Genomic DNA, 14,057 nt, shown 5'->3' with positions numbered 1-14,057 from the left:
AAAAAATCGAGTGGAAAATCCACTCGATTTTTTATTTATGCCGTGCTTGCATGGCTGTGATCAAGGATAATTTATATACATCCTCACTGTTACAGCCTCTAGATAGATCGTTTACTGGCCTGTTCAACCCTTGAAGAACTGGACCGATCGCTTCATAACCGCCTAGGCGCTGTACCATTTTATAGCCGATATTTCCTGATTCCAATCCTGGGAAGACGAACACATTCGATCTTCCTTCAAGCGGTGAATCAGGGGCTTTCTTAGCTGCCACCTCTGGCACGAATGCGGCATCAAATTGCAGTTCACCGTCTACAGGGAAATCCGTGCCGACTTCATCCAATAGTGTGACTGCATCGATCACTTTCTGTGTTTCATCTGATTTTGCAGATCCTTTTGTTGAAAAGCTAAGCATCGCAACTCTTGGATTGAGTCCGAAAACCCGCGCAGTATCTGCACTTGTCGCTGCGATTTCGGCTAAATCGGTTGCTGTAGGATTGATGTTGATGGCACAATCGGCAAAAATGTAGCGCTCATCTTCCTTCACCATCAAGAAAGCGCCTGAAGTACGTTTGATGCCTTCTTTCGTCTTGATGATCTGAAGCGCCGGACGTACTGTATCCGCAGTAGAATGGGCTGCACCGCTGACGAGCCCTGCGGCTTTATCCATGTAGACGAGCATGGTTCCGAAATAATTGACATCTTGTAAAATTTCCCTCGCTTCAGGCTCATTGACTTTCCCTTTCCGTCGTTCCACAAACTGTTTCACCATTTCATCGAAACCTTCATAGTTTTCAGGAGAGAGGATATCGACAAGGTCAAGATCAAGTCCTTTCCTTTCAAGGATCGCTCTGATAAGAGCCTGGTCACCGATCAAAATTGGTCTCAGAATCTTCTCTTCAGCCAACCGGACAGCTGCATCAATGATCCTGGAATCCTCGCCTTCTGGAAAAACGATGGAAGGATAAGTCGCCCTCAGCTTCTGCTCCATCACCGTAAACATGTTGCTCATATTAACTCCTCCTTTTTCCACTGTATCACATTCGTTCATTTAAATTTTTTTGCATTACATTAAATGACTCTATCTTTTTCATTTCCTACAATACTCCTTTTTATCCCCTGACGAAACCAAAAACCTTTATGTAATCGCTTACCAAAAGTAGTTTTGCATTTCATAATTCTCATAACCTTTTATCATTCATTGAAACTTTATTCCTCGATATCCGTAAAAAGAAAAGATTTGAAATATGCGATCTGAAAAGGGGTATGGACATGTCTATGGTAAATCGTATGCTCGCAAGTGTTGGAATCGGCGCTGCAGTGGTGGATACGAAGCTTACAGAGAGTTGGTTCAAGGCTGGAGGAACGATTGAAGGTGTCATTGACATCACAGGAGGGAGGGTCGACCAGCATATTGATGATATTTTCATCTATCTGATGACAGAGTATTATCGGAAAGTGGAGGATCGAAAAGTGAAGGAAACACATGTCCTTGGAAAATACAAAGTGGCTGAAAGCTTTACGGTTGCCGCCAGTGAAAGAAAGGAAATTCCTTTTACATTCCCTCTACCCTCCGATACACCTTTATCGATGGGGAAAACGCCGATATGGCTGAAGACGGCTTTAGACATCAAGCAAGCTATTGACCCTACAGACAATGATTTCATTAAAGTTGTCCCAAGTGATATAGTCGATCGTATTTTTAAGGCGATTGAAGAGCTCGGTTTCCGTCTTCGAAAGTCTGAATGTATTCATGTAAAAAGGCATATGCAAAGGAACCATCCGTTTGTACAGGAATTCGAATTTGTTCCCTATTCAGGACCATTCCGGGGAGAGCTCGACGAAATCGAACTCGTCCTTTATCCAGAAAAGGACCATGCACAACTTTTGATCGAGGTGGATAAACGCGGTAAAGGTTTATTTGGTTTCTTGGAAGAAGCACTTGATATGGATGAACGGAAATCGATGCTGGACATATCTCGAAAAGAAACGGAAGATGTTGGAAAGTTGAAACGAATTGTCGAAAACCATATTCGCAGTTTCATATAATCATTCAAAGGGAGGTTTGACTTTTTTGTTAAAGTTGAACCCCTCTTTTTTGGTTTGAAAGGATTTGTGATATGATGGAAACGGAAAAAAACCTGATAGTAATGTGATAAAGGAGTGTCTTCAATGAATGAAGCGGCTAAAACCTTGGATGGCTGGTATTGCTTACATGATTTTCGCACGATGAACTGGGCAGCATGGAAGTCCATCTCAAGTGACGAACGAGAGCATGCCATCCAAGAACTACTTACATTTCTTGAAAAGTGGGAAGTGACAGAAGCACAACAAAAAGGAAGTCACGCATTTTACTCCATCGTTGGACAAAAAGCAGACTTCATGATGATGCTTCTCCGTCCGACGATGCAAGAGCTTAACGAAATTGAAACAGCATTCAACAAAACGACATTTGCAGAATATACGGTTCCTGTTTATTCGTATGTTTCAGTTGTAGAATTGAGTAACTATATGGCTTCAAAAGATGTGGACCCTGAAACAGATCCAATGATTCAAGGACGTTTGAAACCAACTCTTCCGAAGTGGGAGCATGTGTGCTTCTATCCGATGGACAAGCGTCGTGAAGGCAATGACAACTGGTATATGCTTTCCATGGATGAGCGTCGAGAGATGATGCGGAGCCACGGCATGATCGGTCGTGGTTATGCAGGAAAAGTGAAGCAAATCATTACCGGTTCTGTCGGTTTCGACGATTGGGAGTGGGGTGTTACCTTATTCGCCAACGATGTCCTTCAGTTTAAAAAGCTTGTTTATGAAATGCGTTTTGATGAAGTAAGTGCACGTTTCGGTGAATTCGGTTCATTTTACGTAGGAAATATCCTTCCAAAAGAAAAAGTCAGCTCATTCTTAGCTGTATAACAGAACTATATAGAGGACAGTCCTTGATAGGGCTGTCTTTTTATTCCTTTATTGAGGCTGGTCCTCTGAAATTTTCTCTTTGTCCATCAACATTTTCCAGCTTACCTGTCATACCTATAGTAAGTGAAAGCCTACTTCATGGGGGTGACATATGGCAGTAGTAAGGGCCGTTCAAAAAGATATCGAGATGCTTGCCAGATTGATGAGAGCTGAAGCAGAAGGTGAAGGGAAGCTAGGGATGCTCATGGTCGGGAATGTCGGCGTCAACCGTGTAAGAGTCCGCTGTCTGGACTTTAAAGACATCAATACCATCCCAAGAATGGTTTTCCAATCTCCGGGTGGATTCGAAGCAACTCAGAAAGGATATTTTTATCAGGGAGCCAGGCAAAGCGAAATCAAATTGGCGAAAAAAGTGATTGCCGGACAAAGATTCAATCCAGCTGAATTTTCCTTATGGTTCTTCAAGCCACCAGGAGCCTGTCCAGCCCAGTGGTTCAACCAGGCGAATGCAGGCCGTTTCAAATCCCATTGTTTCTACCAACCTAGTGAGGCAGACTGTTCTGAGGTCTATTCAACGTTTTAATAGTCATAACTTATCCGAGCGTCGAGTATACCTGTTTAATAGGGAGTAACATTGAAGATGGGGAGGTTTGTTATGAACTATCCAAATTATCGTCAAAACCAAAACAACATGCCGGGGATGCAGGGGATGCCGGGAACTCAGGGAATGCCTGGAACTCAGGGAATGCAGGGCATGCCTGGCAGTTTCCCTTCCGGATTTCCTGGTGCAGCACAAATGAACGGCCAACTCCCGGTTGAACAGTCGTATATCGAAAATATACTTCGATTGAACCGGGGAAAGGTTGGAACGTTTTATATGACATTCGAGGGCAACCCGAAATGGCCCGCTAAGATTTTCAAAGGTGTTATAGAAGCAGCCGGGAGAGATCACATCATTATCAGTGATCCAGAGACAGGGAAACGCTATCTATTGTTGATGGTTTATTTAGATTATGTAACCTTTGATGAAGAAATCGAGTATACTTACCCGTTCAACAATCAAACAGCAGGACAAATGGCTACTTACTCTCCAAGGTAGGTTTTTGAAAGGGGCGGACTACGCATCGAAGGGTGCTGGGAAGCCCTTTTTTCATGTATTCGACAACTTGAAAAGTGGCCTGGAAGAATACGAGCCACCTTAGACACCTAAACTTTCAATATAGCAATGATGATCAGGACCCAGCTGATGATGAAAGCTAGTCCACCAAATGGTGTTATGATCCCTAACTTCGAAATATCGGTAACACTCAATACATAAAGACTACCGGAGAATAAGATGATTCCTAAGAACATGATCCAGCCTGCAGCCCCAATCAATGAGGAATTCGGGAACTTATCAGCTAAAAATGCAACGACGAAAAGCCCCAGTGCGTGAAAGATATGATACTGAACCCCTGTTTTATACACATCCATCATCTTGGCAGATAACTTCGATTCAAGGCCATGAGCTCCGAAAGCTCCCAGGACAACCGAAAGCCCTGCATTCAATGCACCTAAAAGAATAAATAATTTAAACATGATCCTACTCCTTTGGTATCATAGATTATCGATATATTGCTTCTTCAAGTGTAATGAAAATCGATTCACTTGCCAACAGAGGTCTAAAAATTGTCATTATTTATTCTTTTAAGAATAGCCTGTCCATGTTCTGATTTTCCCAATACTTCTTTTAAACTTAGCAAATGATCCGTATCATAAACCCGGACCGCTTCGATGATCCGAAGTTTTACCTCTTGCTCAATATCTTCCTGATACTGTTTTTCCATTGAAAAGATCGTCTGTTTGATTTTCGGCTCAAGACACCCCAATATATATTGTATGGATGATTCGTCATTGCTTTTCTTTGCCTTTTGAACGCTTCCGTATAAATCCATGTTTTTCATTCCTCTCTTCCAAATACTCTCCGATTCTATGAATGGAGCTCTCCAGATTGGCGAGCCTTTTTTCGAATTGAAACAGAAGATAAAGGGCTACGACTGTGGGAAAGCCGATATTTGAAATCAGATTGAACCAGCCTACGACATTCGTACCTTCAAGCATATTTTTCACCCTCCATCCATTTTTTCAGATGATCAAGTGCACGTCTATGTGTCTTCGATATGGATTGTGGACTTACATTCAACGAATCTGCAATCTCCCTTAACTTCCAATCTTTCTGGTAATGAAGATGGATGACCTTCCTTTGGTGAACCGTCAGCTTCATGATGGCCTGGTCCAATATTGGGCATTCGAATTCAGTCTGGATAAACTTTTTTGATGGTTCATCCTCTGTCATATACTTCTCGTTATACCGATCAGATAGGGCACGAGACTGGATTTTCCGAACCTTGCGTATATAATTAATCGATTGATAATAAATAAATTTGGACATGTAATGGATGAATCGGCATTCAAAACAAAATTGTTGGAAGCGATGATTTAATTCCCTATATTGATCCGCCGATGGTGACATGATGAATTGCAGCATCTCACTCCGATTATCTTGGTGACTTATAAATGCTGATAAGAGATTTCCTTGTCTTTCTAACTGGTGTAATATACGCTGCGCATCTCTCATTCTGCATCCCTCCCTTTATAAGTAAAGCAAAATAAATTCGTAAAAAAACAAACAAAATACGAACGTTTGTTCTTATTTCTAGTATAAAAAAGAGAACACCCTTTGACCATGAGGCTTTTCGGGTATTCTATGTTCGTGCCTATCGTCCCATTTATTTCTTTACTGGAATATGAAAACGACCAGACAGGATTCACTGAATCGAGTCCGATATCTTTTTCCGTGATCCCTTCCATACCACCAGAAAATGCCGATAGTGAAGACGTTTAAATGTATACATCCTGAGACCCTCACAATCTATTTTTCGTGATTTAAGTACCTCAGGACGCTTAACCACAGGATAAGAAAAGGACGTGTGCTGGAAAATGAAAACCTCTCCAATCCTACCTTCTTCATCTTTCCTCTTACTTTACACTTCCTTTTATCCATTGGATAATGATAGTAAAGCATCCTGCATATACATGTGATTCCTATAAGGAGGTCCTGTTCGTTGAAACGAAAATGGTGGAAAGAAGCAGTCGTCTATCAAGTTTACTGGAGGAGTTTTTATGATACAGACGGGGACGGATACGGAGATATAAACGGTGTCATACAGAAGTTGGACTACATCAAAAAGCTTGGTGTGGATGTCATCTGGTTGAATCCTGTCTATGAGTCTCCTGATAAAGACAATGGATACGATATTTCTGATTATCGAGCGATCATGGATAAGGCTGGGACAATTGAAGATTGGGAGAGGCTTTTAGAAGAGGCCCATAAACGGGATATGAAACTGATCATGGACCTTGTCGTCAACCATACATCTGATCAACACAATTGGTTCCAGGAGTCACGGTCATCTATAGATAATCCTAAAAGAGACTGGTATATCTGGAGAGACCCCAAACCGGATGGAGGACCGCCGAATAATTGGCGTTCGTATTTTACACCGTCCACATGGGAATATGATGACAAAACAGGACAGTATTACTTCCATTCGTTTGCTGTCGAGCAGCCTGACCTCAATTGGCGGAACCCAAAAGTGAGGGAATCAATTTTCGATATGATGAAGTTTTGGCTTGATAAAGGGATTAATGGGTTCCGGATGGATGTCATCAACCTCCTGGCGAAAATAGAAGGCTTTCCTGATGCTGAAAAGCCGGAAAAAATCAATTATCTGGGAAATAATCCGGGGATCCATCAATATCTACAGGAAATGAATGAGAAAGTACTTCGCCATTACGATATTATGACAGTCGGGGAAATCCCTTTTGTCACCCCTGAAGATGGATTGAAATACGTTGGAGAAGACAGAGGTGAGCTTGATACTCTCTTTCATTTCCAGGTAGCAGACGATATGCCGGAATGGAATATGCTCCAATTCAAGGACATACAAAGGGAATGGTTTGAAGGCATGTTCGGTAAAGGGTGGAACTCTCAATTCCTCAATAATCATGACCACACGAGACAAGTGACAAGATACGGAAACGACGGAACGTATCGTGAAGAATCTGCCAAACTGCTCGCAACAATGGTGCATACACTCCCAGGGACACCCTATATTTTTCAAGGTGAAGAAATCGGCATGACAGGTGTGGATTTCGATTCAATTGACGATTATCAAGATATCGCCATGAAAAACAAATATGAAGAAGAAGTGGGTAAAGAACGGGATCCACAAGAGGTGTTTAAAGAACTGAAACCTTTAAGCCGTGATAACTCCCGGACACCCGTTCAATGGGACGCTTCTGAAAATGCAGGTTTCACAGACGGAGAAGCTTGGATAGCGGTAAATCCGAATTATGAAGAAATCAATGTAGAAAAGGCATTAGACGATCCCCATTCGATTTTTTACTACTATCAAAAGTTGATTGCTCTCCGAAAAGAGAATGACGTAATGGTCTATGGTGATTATGCTGATCTGTCCGAAGAGGACGAACGGCTTTATATGTATACAAGGAACTTGGAGGATCATACTTGGCTGATTGTCCTGAACCATTCGGATGAAAATTACGAACTGACTTTACCTGAAGAAAGCATCAATGCTGAATTAAAGATTTCAAACTACCAAGACGTACCGGGAACGGTATCGAACCGGTACATGACATTACGTCCTCATGAGGCAAGAATCTACTCATACATCAAATAATACAACTTCAATAAGGGAGCGACTCGCAAACCATGCTCATTCTTCCGCACTTCAATATAATCAGCAATGACAATGCTGATCACAGGTTTTTTTGCGGTAATGGTAGCATGGAGGAGTACTCCCTTTTTCCTTATGAGGGATGTTCCAAAGGCTACAAATGAGTGTCCTTTGAAACATTTTAGTCTTTTAAAAATACGCTTGTATACTTCATTGTTGATTTTGCAAAACCCTCTCCCTTTCAGAGGGCAACCAGAAAACCCTTCTCCCTCGCTATCTGTGGGGGCATCGCCTGGCTCGCTTTCCCCAAGGACTGTCGCGAATTTTGCTTAAATCCATTTTTTCACAAAAAGCACATTAAATTTAACCAGGATTAAAAATCAAATATTGAATCCCCGTTCACATCTTCATCTTCTTTTGAACGCTTAGCGGACACGTCCCGGACAGGCGCTGGACTCGTTTTTTTAACTTCTACCGTACTAGGCGCTGACGGCTTATGGTCGGTCGCCTCCATCAACAAGTCACAATAAGCTTTTATTGCGCTCAGTTCATTGCGAACCTGGCGCGAAGATGAGTTTTCATCAACCTCTCCTTTTATAGATTCAAGGCGATCAATCATTTTCTGTACGACTAAACTGGATTGTATACTCAAGAGAATCCCTCTTTCTTCACATCATTCTTTCCTCATTATAAAGGGCTTCTCCTGTACGTACAACTTTCGGTAGAATCGTTCTATTTTATGAGGTATCCCAAACCACATGCCTCTTCAGTCGGTAAAAGACATACACACTTCGATTCAGGATGTTCGCTTCAAACTCTCTGACTCCGACGAACGGAACACGATCGGGAAGATATCCATTTTGCTTATCGTTCAAGTCTTGGTGTTTAATCCGGACAATACTCATTATGGAAAGCCATACCACCAAAATATACGTAACGAATTCGCTCATAATGAAACCTAAGCCCCTTTCTCTTTCATCATTTGTTCCGAAGCTGCCATACACCTCCTCATGCCCGGAACTTATCATCTTATTCGGTTATGTGTCCAAGTATACCTAATGAGTTGACTCAATGTTTGTCACAATCTGAATGCCAGAGCAAAGAAATTATCTACAAAAAACTTTGGTATTTGCTATGGCAAGCCAAAGTCTTCTATCAATCTTACCTTCTTCTATTAAAATTCAATCGGATTAGCACAAGTTAGGACGTAATATCGGTTATGAAACTTTTTCCTTGCTGATAATTACGATAAAAAAACAAAAAGAATGGAATTGACAAGGGCTTTTCAACTGCTTTTGCCATTATCATCTCCACCCTTTTAGACTTTCTGGATGAACTTTTGCCTGATTCGTTCAACCCTTTTTCGATTTGCACCGAAGTCTGGAACCCCTTTCCTGGACGCTGAACGTACGTCAATGATTTTCGTCTGTTCATCAATTAAAAACTCAAGCTCAGCGGTTAACTTCAACCAATTCGATTTACATTCAGCACGGATATAATTCTTTTCCATTTCCGTAATATCTGTGTTTTTCATACTGTTTAACACCTTGAGCAATGTCTCGTAAGCATGTTCGCTGGAACCGTTATATGAAATCGGTGCAATGTTATGTTTTTGATTATCACTTACAGAGGACACACAATTTACAGAGGATGTACAATTTTCTAAGCTGTTTTTATTTGGCAATTCTAGCTCCTCCTTCAGGTTGTATTCATCTTACCCTTTTCCCATTTCCTTTACACTTAACCTTCTAAGCTGTGAATTTAATCTTCGCAACAATTGTTATTTCGACGTAAAAAACATTTAATAGGTTTTTCGGGTGAGATACGTTTATTCCCCCTTTAAATGTGATATTACAGTAATACATTAACAAAAGGAGGTTTTTTAAAATGGCAAAACCTATCGTACGAGAGTATGTTAATGATGAAGAATTGAAAAACGATGTGAAAGAGTTGCAAAACCGAGGACTTGATAAAGACGATGTGTATGTGATCTCCCATGATGAAGATCGGACGAACAGAGTAGCTAGAAATGCAGACGCCAACACGGTCGGTGTCAAAGAAATGGGCCTCGACACAGCAGTCGGAAACATCTTTAATAAAAAAGGTGACGAATTAAGAGCTAAATTTAAAGAAATGGGCTTATCCCAACAAGAGGCTGATCAATATGAGGAAAGATTGGATGAAGGACGAATCCTTATGTTGGTTACTGATCACGATAAAGTGCAAGACTGGGTATGAACATTTCATAAAAGGGACTGCACCAATGGGTGGCAGTTCCTTTTTCATTTAATAGACAGCAAACACAATCGTCAGTTCTTCTGACCCAAATTTCAATGGTATAGATAATTGTTTCTCAGCATCTGTTATGGATACTTCGCTTACAATCCGTGGCGTTGTGATATCAACTGTAATATCCTCATTTGATAACTGGGTCGCAATATTGCCTGCTAAGATATTGCCTAACTCTCTAACAAAGGATTCAAGCATTTCACCTTCAAAGGGCATGCCGTACATCTTATTCCCGCATTCTCCAAAAAACGCCCTGGACGCCAGGAAAAGAAGAGATCCATTGATTTCTTTTTCAAGACCTATGATGACACCGACTTGTTCCTCTTCCTTCAGGTGAAGATCGACTTCGCTTTGGGGCTTCCCCATTTGGAATTCTATCGGTATGACTGTTTTTATGACATTGATTGTCCCATTCAATAAATTTGTAATATGTTCTGCTGCAGCAATTGCCATTGACTGAACCTCCACAAGCGGATGATTTCCTTTTATATCGGCTTTATTCCTCAAAGTTAAAGAAATACTATTGAATCTCCAAAGGCAGCTCATAAACTCGGCCTTTTGTAAAGCCTGAATGCTTCATTTGCATGGATTTTAATAGTCTTGTAGAGGTCGATCTGGAGGAAATGTGTAAGAAGTTTCTCAACTTTTGATTCGTTATGAAACGATCGATGAGGAGGGCATAATCTTGCAGAGTTTCCAGATGAGCATCTTTCGAAGAAAAATGACAAGAAGGGCATTCCCATTTTGCAGATAGCCTTTTCATTCCCACAGTTGAACATTGATAACAAAATACTCCTCTAAGCAGTTCACTTTGATTGATGGAAGGAGTTTAAGTATATCCGGATCAGCGGGCGTGTGTTTTTTTAATAATCGAGAGGACCGTTTCTTAAGTTCTTTTGTCGGAAGGTGTTCAAATTTATATCTCTGGGTAAGCTGTTGAACTTTTTGCGGGATGTTCCCATTATGGATGAGTTCTGGGATGTATTGTGTCGTTTTGATGATTGTGGAGGGATTACTGATTACAACGAGGTGTTCAAGGGGCATCCGGGGAAATTTATTTTGAAGCAGCCATTTCTCAAGCTGAATCTTTTGATTGAATACCTGTAAAAATGGATCAGGGAGACCTTCTACCTTGTCCTCAATTGTCCTTATCAGCTGGTCCTTTTTATTATTGAAATAGAGAGTGCCTGCAATGTTCTTCACTTCTATGATGAGAAAAAAAGATGGTGATATAACCAGCGTGTCTATTTGAAAGCAACCTCTTCCGTTTTTCAGCCTTAAATCATGAAAAATACCAAATTGTTTTTCAGATAAGAGACCCAGGTAGTAATCAATAGATTTTTCACCACGGTATCCCGCCATCGATTTAGCAAGTTCCTATTCAATCTGGATTCTTTTTTGATGGTTAGCTGGCAACCGTCTTAGTAATGCCTGTAATTTCTTGATTTTGATGGGCATTTTGCGTTCTTTTAGGATCATCGGATCATCTCCTCTATTCTTTTACAAGGGTATTCTCCAGGAAGAGCCTAGATCCCTTCTCTGTTTAGGTTCCGTTTCTCAGATCTACGATAATTGCGCGATTTCACGAGAGAATTTCACGATTTCAAAAATAATTGCGCGATTCCATGAAATAATCGCATCGAAATAAAAATAATTGCGCGATACCAAAATTTGATTGCACACTTATTACATTTATTGGATCAGAGCAGTCGTCATTTGCATCAACTGAGTGTTATTGCATCGGTACAAACGGAAAAAACTACTGAGGGTTTCAGTAGTTTTCGCCTGATGATCCTTCAAGGTCATCGGTCTTGCCGTTGCCGGGTTGTTTATTCAGTTCTTTATCAATGATTTCCGAAAGACGGTCAGCCGGGTATAGACCTTGTAGTTTCCTCTCTCCGATCATGTAGGTCGGAACCGCTTTGATACCTTGTTCTGTTGAGTTCCGTAACGCTGCTTGATGACGCTCCTTATACTTTCTCGATTCAAGCGCTGCACGATATTCCGTCCCATTCAAGCCAATTTCTTCAGCAAGATCGACAAGAACATCAAGTTGACCGATATCTCTTCCCTCTTCAAAAAAGGCTTGAGAAATTCGGTGGTTATAATCGTTAGCTTTACCATGTTCTTTCGCATATTGAAATCCCTCAAAAGCCAGGTATGTTCTCGGCTGGACCGGGGGCAGGTTCATTTCGACCCCTAGTTTTTGGGAAATCGGCTTGACAGACTCGTGCCATGCATGCTGTATATAATCAGAGTTTGGATCAAGGGTAGGAACTGGTTCAGGCCTCAGTTCGAACGGCATCCATTCAACTTCAACATCTTTTCCTTCTATTGCCTCTCCTAGCGGAACCTCCGCTAAATAACAGAATGGTCACACGTAATCTGAGTAGATTTTAATTTTTAATGTCACAAAATGATCCTCCTTACATGTTGGTCAACAGAGTAAAAGCGCTGAGCAAAAAGATAAAAAGGGCTAACCCATCCCGTATCCCTTCTATCGCAGCGGTTTCAACGCTTTGGAGACTTTTGATACACGTTCTCCGAGTCTTCCAGCCATAACAAGATCAACTTCCTTCGGCTGTTCTCCGCCTTGTGGCCCAGCAATCGTAGACGCCGAATATGGTGATCCCCCATTTGACTCTGCAGTCAACTGTTCAGGATTCTCACCGTATGGAAGACCAACATAGATCAAACCAAAGTGCATGAATGGCACGAAGGACGTAAGGGCTGTGGCTTCTTGCCCCCCGTGGACAGACCCTGTGCTTGTAAATACAGCCGTCGCTTTACCTTCAAGCTCCCCGTTCAGCCATAATGAGCCTGCAGAATCGAGATATTGTTTCATTTGGGCTGGCATTGAACCATAACGGGTTGGAATCCCCCAGATGATTCCATCAGCCCAACGTAAATCATCATGTGTTGCTTCTTGAATATCAGACTGCATTTCTTGCGCTTTTACATAATACTCCTGGGAAGACATCGCCGCTTTCACTTCTTCAAATTCCTTTACACGAACAAGTTTCACTTCCGTATCTTCAACGCGTCCTGCTCCTTCTGCAACCGCCTGTGCCATTTGATAAATATGTCCATATGCACTGTAATAAGGAATCAATATGTTTGTTGCCATTTTCTAAATCACTCCTCTAAAATGTAATCTGTTTTATAAGTTCCCATACCTGAATTTTTTAAATCCCTTTTCTCTTAAAAATATCCTAGTTTCATATATTTCGAATTCGAGATATATGGTCTGAAAGAAACTTGGCTTTTGCCAAGTTTTAGGATAAATTACTTCCTCGCCGCAGCGTACTTCCCGAGCTTCTTAAGCATCTGTATCGCTTCAGTCTTTTCCGATTCGGTAATACCATTTAAAGCCTGCTGCAACACTTCTGCATGTGATGGGAAAATGTCCTCCATCAACGTTTTCCCTTTTTCTGTTAAAAAAGCGTAAGTGATGCGACGATCCCTTTCACACGCCTTTCTTTCCAAAAAACCTTTTTCCTCTAATCTATCGACAACATACGTAATACTTCCACTTGCCAATAAAATCTTCCCGCCTATTTTTTGTAAAGGATGTGGCCCTTTATGGTAAAGAAGTTCAAGTACCCCAAATTCTGTCAAGTTCAGGCCAAACCTCTGGGTATCTTTTTTCGCCACCTCCATAATGGATTGATAGGCACGGGAAAGCACTACGAATAATTCTAATGATGAGTCCTTCATGCTAGTAGATCTCCTTTGGAAATTATCTCGAATTCGAGATAATTATATCTTTAAAGGTTTTGCTGTGTCAAAACATATAAAATGTGAAATTCAACCCTTTCCATAGGCTTGCGAAAAGCTCTAAAAGCTACGAAGGCCAATGGAAGTCCAACGAGGAGGCTTGAAAAGTTCGGTTCTGCATGGGCAAACACTTCGATCTAAATCAATATGTCGACCGCCGCAGGAGGACTGAGGTGATCCGAGTGGTTGGGCGGTGGAGCTAAACATCACTTGCTTTGCATTTTTTCTGGCTTCCGAAAGCCTCTCCCTGGCTTGGGGTCTCGCCTGGCTCGCTTTCCTGCAGGAGTGTCGCAATTTTTGCTCAAATAACCCTTCTGATCCACAATAAAGAGAGAG

General features: G+C 41.4%; 18 protein-coding genes and 1 pseudogene. 6 read left to right on the top strand and 13 right to left on the bottom strand.

The window, feature by feature from the left end:
- Positions 1–31: 31 nt before the first annotated feature.
- A complete protein-coding gene (gene pta / locus L1611_RS14195; RefSeq protein ID WP_236314219.1) occupies positions 32–1,009 on the bottom strand; it encodes a phosphate acetyltransferase in 978 nt (325 codons plus the stop codon).
- Positions 1,010–1,269: 260 nt separating this feature from the next.
- Here pta and L1611_RS14190 point away from each other — a divergent pair, with 260 nt between their 5' ends.
- The 4 genes from L1611_RS14190 to gerQ all read left to right on the top strand — a co-directional run bounded on the left by L1611_RS14190 (position 1,270) and on the right by gerQ (position 4,015).
- Positions 1,270–2,046, top strand: coding sequence for a sporulation protein (locus tag L1611_RS14190; protein ID WP_236314217.1), 777 nt, complete (start codon positions 1,270–1,272; stop codon positions 2,044–2,046).
- A gap of 123 nt (positions 2,047–2,169) precedes the next feature.
- Positions 2,170–2,916 (top strand): hydrogen peroxide-dependent heme synthase, encoded by a 747-nt coding sequence (gene hemQ, locus L1611_RS14185; RefSeq protein WP_236314216.1) that lies wholly within the window; start codon positions 2,170–2,172, stop codon positions 2,914–2,916.
- A gap of 151 nt (positions 2,917–3,067) precedes the next feature.
- Entirely contained in the window at positions 3,068–3,499 is a 432-nt protein-coding gene (locus L1611_RS14180) for a cell wall hydrolase (RefSeq protein WP_236314215.1), read from the top strand.
- 72 nt (positions 3,500–3,571) lie between these two features.
- Positions 3,572–4,015 carry a spore coat protein GerQ gene (gene gerQ / locus L1611_RS14175; RefSeq protein ID WP_407681736.1) on the top strand — a complete coding sequence of 148 codons (444 nt, stop codon included), beginning with the start codon at positions 3,572–3,574 and terminating at the stop codon, positions 4,013–4,015.
- A gap of 107 nt (positions 4,016–4,122) precedes the next feature.
- Here gerQ and L1611_RS14170 read toward each other — a convergent pair whose 3' ends face one another.
- The 4 genes from L1611_RS14170 to L1611_RS14155 form a co-directional block, all read right to left on the bottom strand.
- Entirely contained in the window at positions 4,123–4,494 is a 372-nt protein-coding gene (locus tag L1611_RS14170) for a DUF423 domain-containing protein (protein WP_236314214.1), read from the bottom strand.
- Positions 4,495–4,577: 83 nt separating this feature from the next.
- A complete protein-coding gene (locus L1611_RS14165) occupies positions 4,578–4,850 on the bottom strand; it encodes a helix-turn-helix domain-containing protein (RefSeq protein ID WP_236314213.1) in 273 nt (90 codons plus the stop codon).
- Positions 4,807–5,016, bottom strand: a complete 210-nt coding sequence (locus L1611_RS14160; protein ID WP_236314212.1) for a YvrJ family protein — start codon at positions 5,014–5,016, stop codon at positions 4,807–4,809. Before L1611_RS14160 ends, L1611_RS14165 begins: the two co-directional genes overlap by 44 nt.
- Positions 5,009–5,533 carry a sigma-70 family RNA polymerase sigma factor gene (locus tag L1611_RS14155; RefSeq protein WP_236314211.1) on the bottom strand — a complete coding sequence of 175 codons (525 nt, stop codon included), beginning with the start codon at positions 5,531–5,533 and terminating at the stop codon, positions 5,009–5,011. The genes L1611_RS14160 and L1611_RS14155 overlap by 8 nt, the downstream gene beginning before the upstream one ends.
- Positions 5,534–6,020: 487 nt before the next feature.
- Between L1611_RS14155 and L1611_RS14150 the strand changes: the two genes are divergently transcribed.
- Complete coding sequence (locus L1611_RS14150; RefSeq protein WP_236314210.1) at positions 6,021–7,658, top strand: glycoside hydrolase family 13 protein; 1,638 nt, start codon at positions 6,021–6,023, stop codon at positions 7,656–7,658.
- A 370-nt stretch (positions 7,659–8,028) separates the two neighbouring features.
- Here the strand turns inward: L1611_RS14150 and L1611_RS14145 are convergent, their stop codons facing one another.
- From L1611_RS14145 to L1611_RS14135, 3 genes are all read right to left on the bottom strand, one after another.
- A complete protein-coding gene (locus tag L1611_RS14145; RefSeq protein ID WP_236314209.1) occupies positions 8,029–8,307 on the bottom strand; it encodes a DUF5327 family protein in 279 nt (92 codons plus the stop codon).
- 85 nt (positions 8,308–8,392) lie between these two features.
- Positions 8,393–8,605, bottom strand: a complete 213-nt coding sequence (locus L1611_RS14140; RefSeq protein ID WP_236314208.1) for a hypothetical protein — start codon at positions 8,603–8,605, stop codon at positions 8,393–8,395.
- A gap of 368 nt (positions 8,606–8,973) precedes the next feature.
- Positions 8,974–9,339 (bottom strand): DUF1499 domain-containing protein, encoded by a 366-nt coding sequence (locus L1611_RS14135; RefSeq protein ID WP_236314207.1) that lies wholly within the window; start codon positions 9,337–9,339, stop codon positions 8,974–8,976.
- Between the two features lie 203 nt (positions 9,340–9,542).
- On the opposite strand from L1611_RS14135, the gene L1611_RS14130 reads away from it, so the two are divergent.
- Positions 9,543–9,893, top strand: a complete 351-nt coding sequence (locus L1611_RS14130) for a YflT domain-containing protein (protein ID WP_236314206.1) — start codon at positions 9,543–9,545, stop codon at positions 9,891–9,893.
- A 48-nt stretch (positions 9,894–9,941) separates the two neighbouring features.
- On the opposite strand, the gene L1611_RS14125 is transcribed toward L1611_RS14130, so the two are convergent.
- From L1611_RS14125 to L1611_RS14105, 5 genes and pseudogenes are all read right to left on the bottom strand, one after another.
- Complete coding sequence (locus L1611_RS14125) at positions 9,942–10,397, bottom strand: chemotaxis protein CheX (protein WP_236314205.1); 456 nt, start codon at positions 10,395–10,397, stop codon at positions 9,942–9,944.
- 306 nt (positions 10,398–10,703) lie between these two features.
- The gene (locus L1611_RS14120) at positions 10,704–11,306 is read right to left on the bottom strand and encodes a nuclease-related domain-containing protein (protein ID WP_236314204.1); all 603 of its coding nucleotides are present in this window, start codon (positions 11,304–11,306) and stop codon (positions 10,704–10,706) included.
- Positions 11,307–11,715: 409 nt separating this feature from the next.
- Positions 11,716–12,306 (bottom strand): annotated as a pseudogene (locus L1611_RS14115) (DsbA family oxidoreductase); the annotation flags it as partial.
- A 135-nt stretch (positions 12,307–12,441) separates the two neighbouring features.
- On the bottom strand, positions 12,442–13,071 hold the full coding sequence (gene wrbA, locus L1611_RS14110; RefSeq protein WP_236314200.1) for an NAD(P)H:quinone oxidoreductase: 630 nt from the start codon (positions 13,069–13,071) through the stop codon (positions 12,442–12,444).
- Between the two features lie 158 nt (positions 13,072–13,229).
- Positions 13,230–13,661, bottom strand: coding sequence for a MarR family winged helix-turn-helix transcriptional regulator (locus L1611_RS14105; protein WP_236314198.1), 432 nt, complete (start codon positions 13,659–13,661; stop codon positions 13,230–13,232).
- Positions 13,662–14,057: the final 396 nt, after the last annotated feature.

It is taken from the genome of Pseudalkalibacillus salsuginis (assembly GCF_021646685.1).
Lineage (GTDB): Bacteria > Bacillota > Bacilli > Bacillales > Fictibacillaceae > Pseudalkalibacillus > Pseudalkalibacillus salsuginis.
The sequence above is the reverse complement of the archived record's forward strand: the minus strand, read 5'-3'. Positions and strand labels throughout refer to the sequence as shown.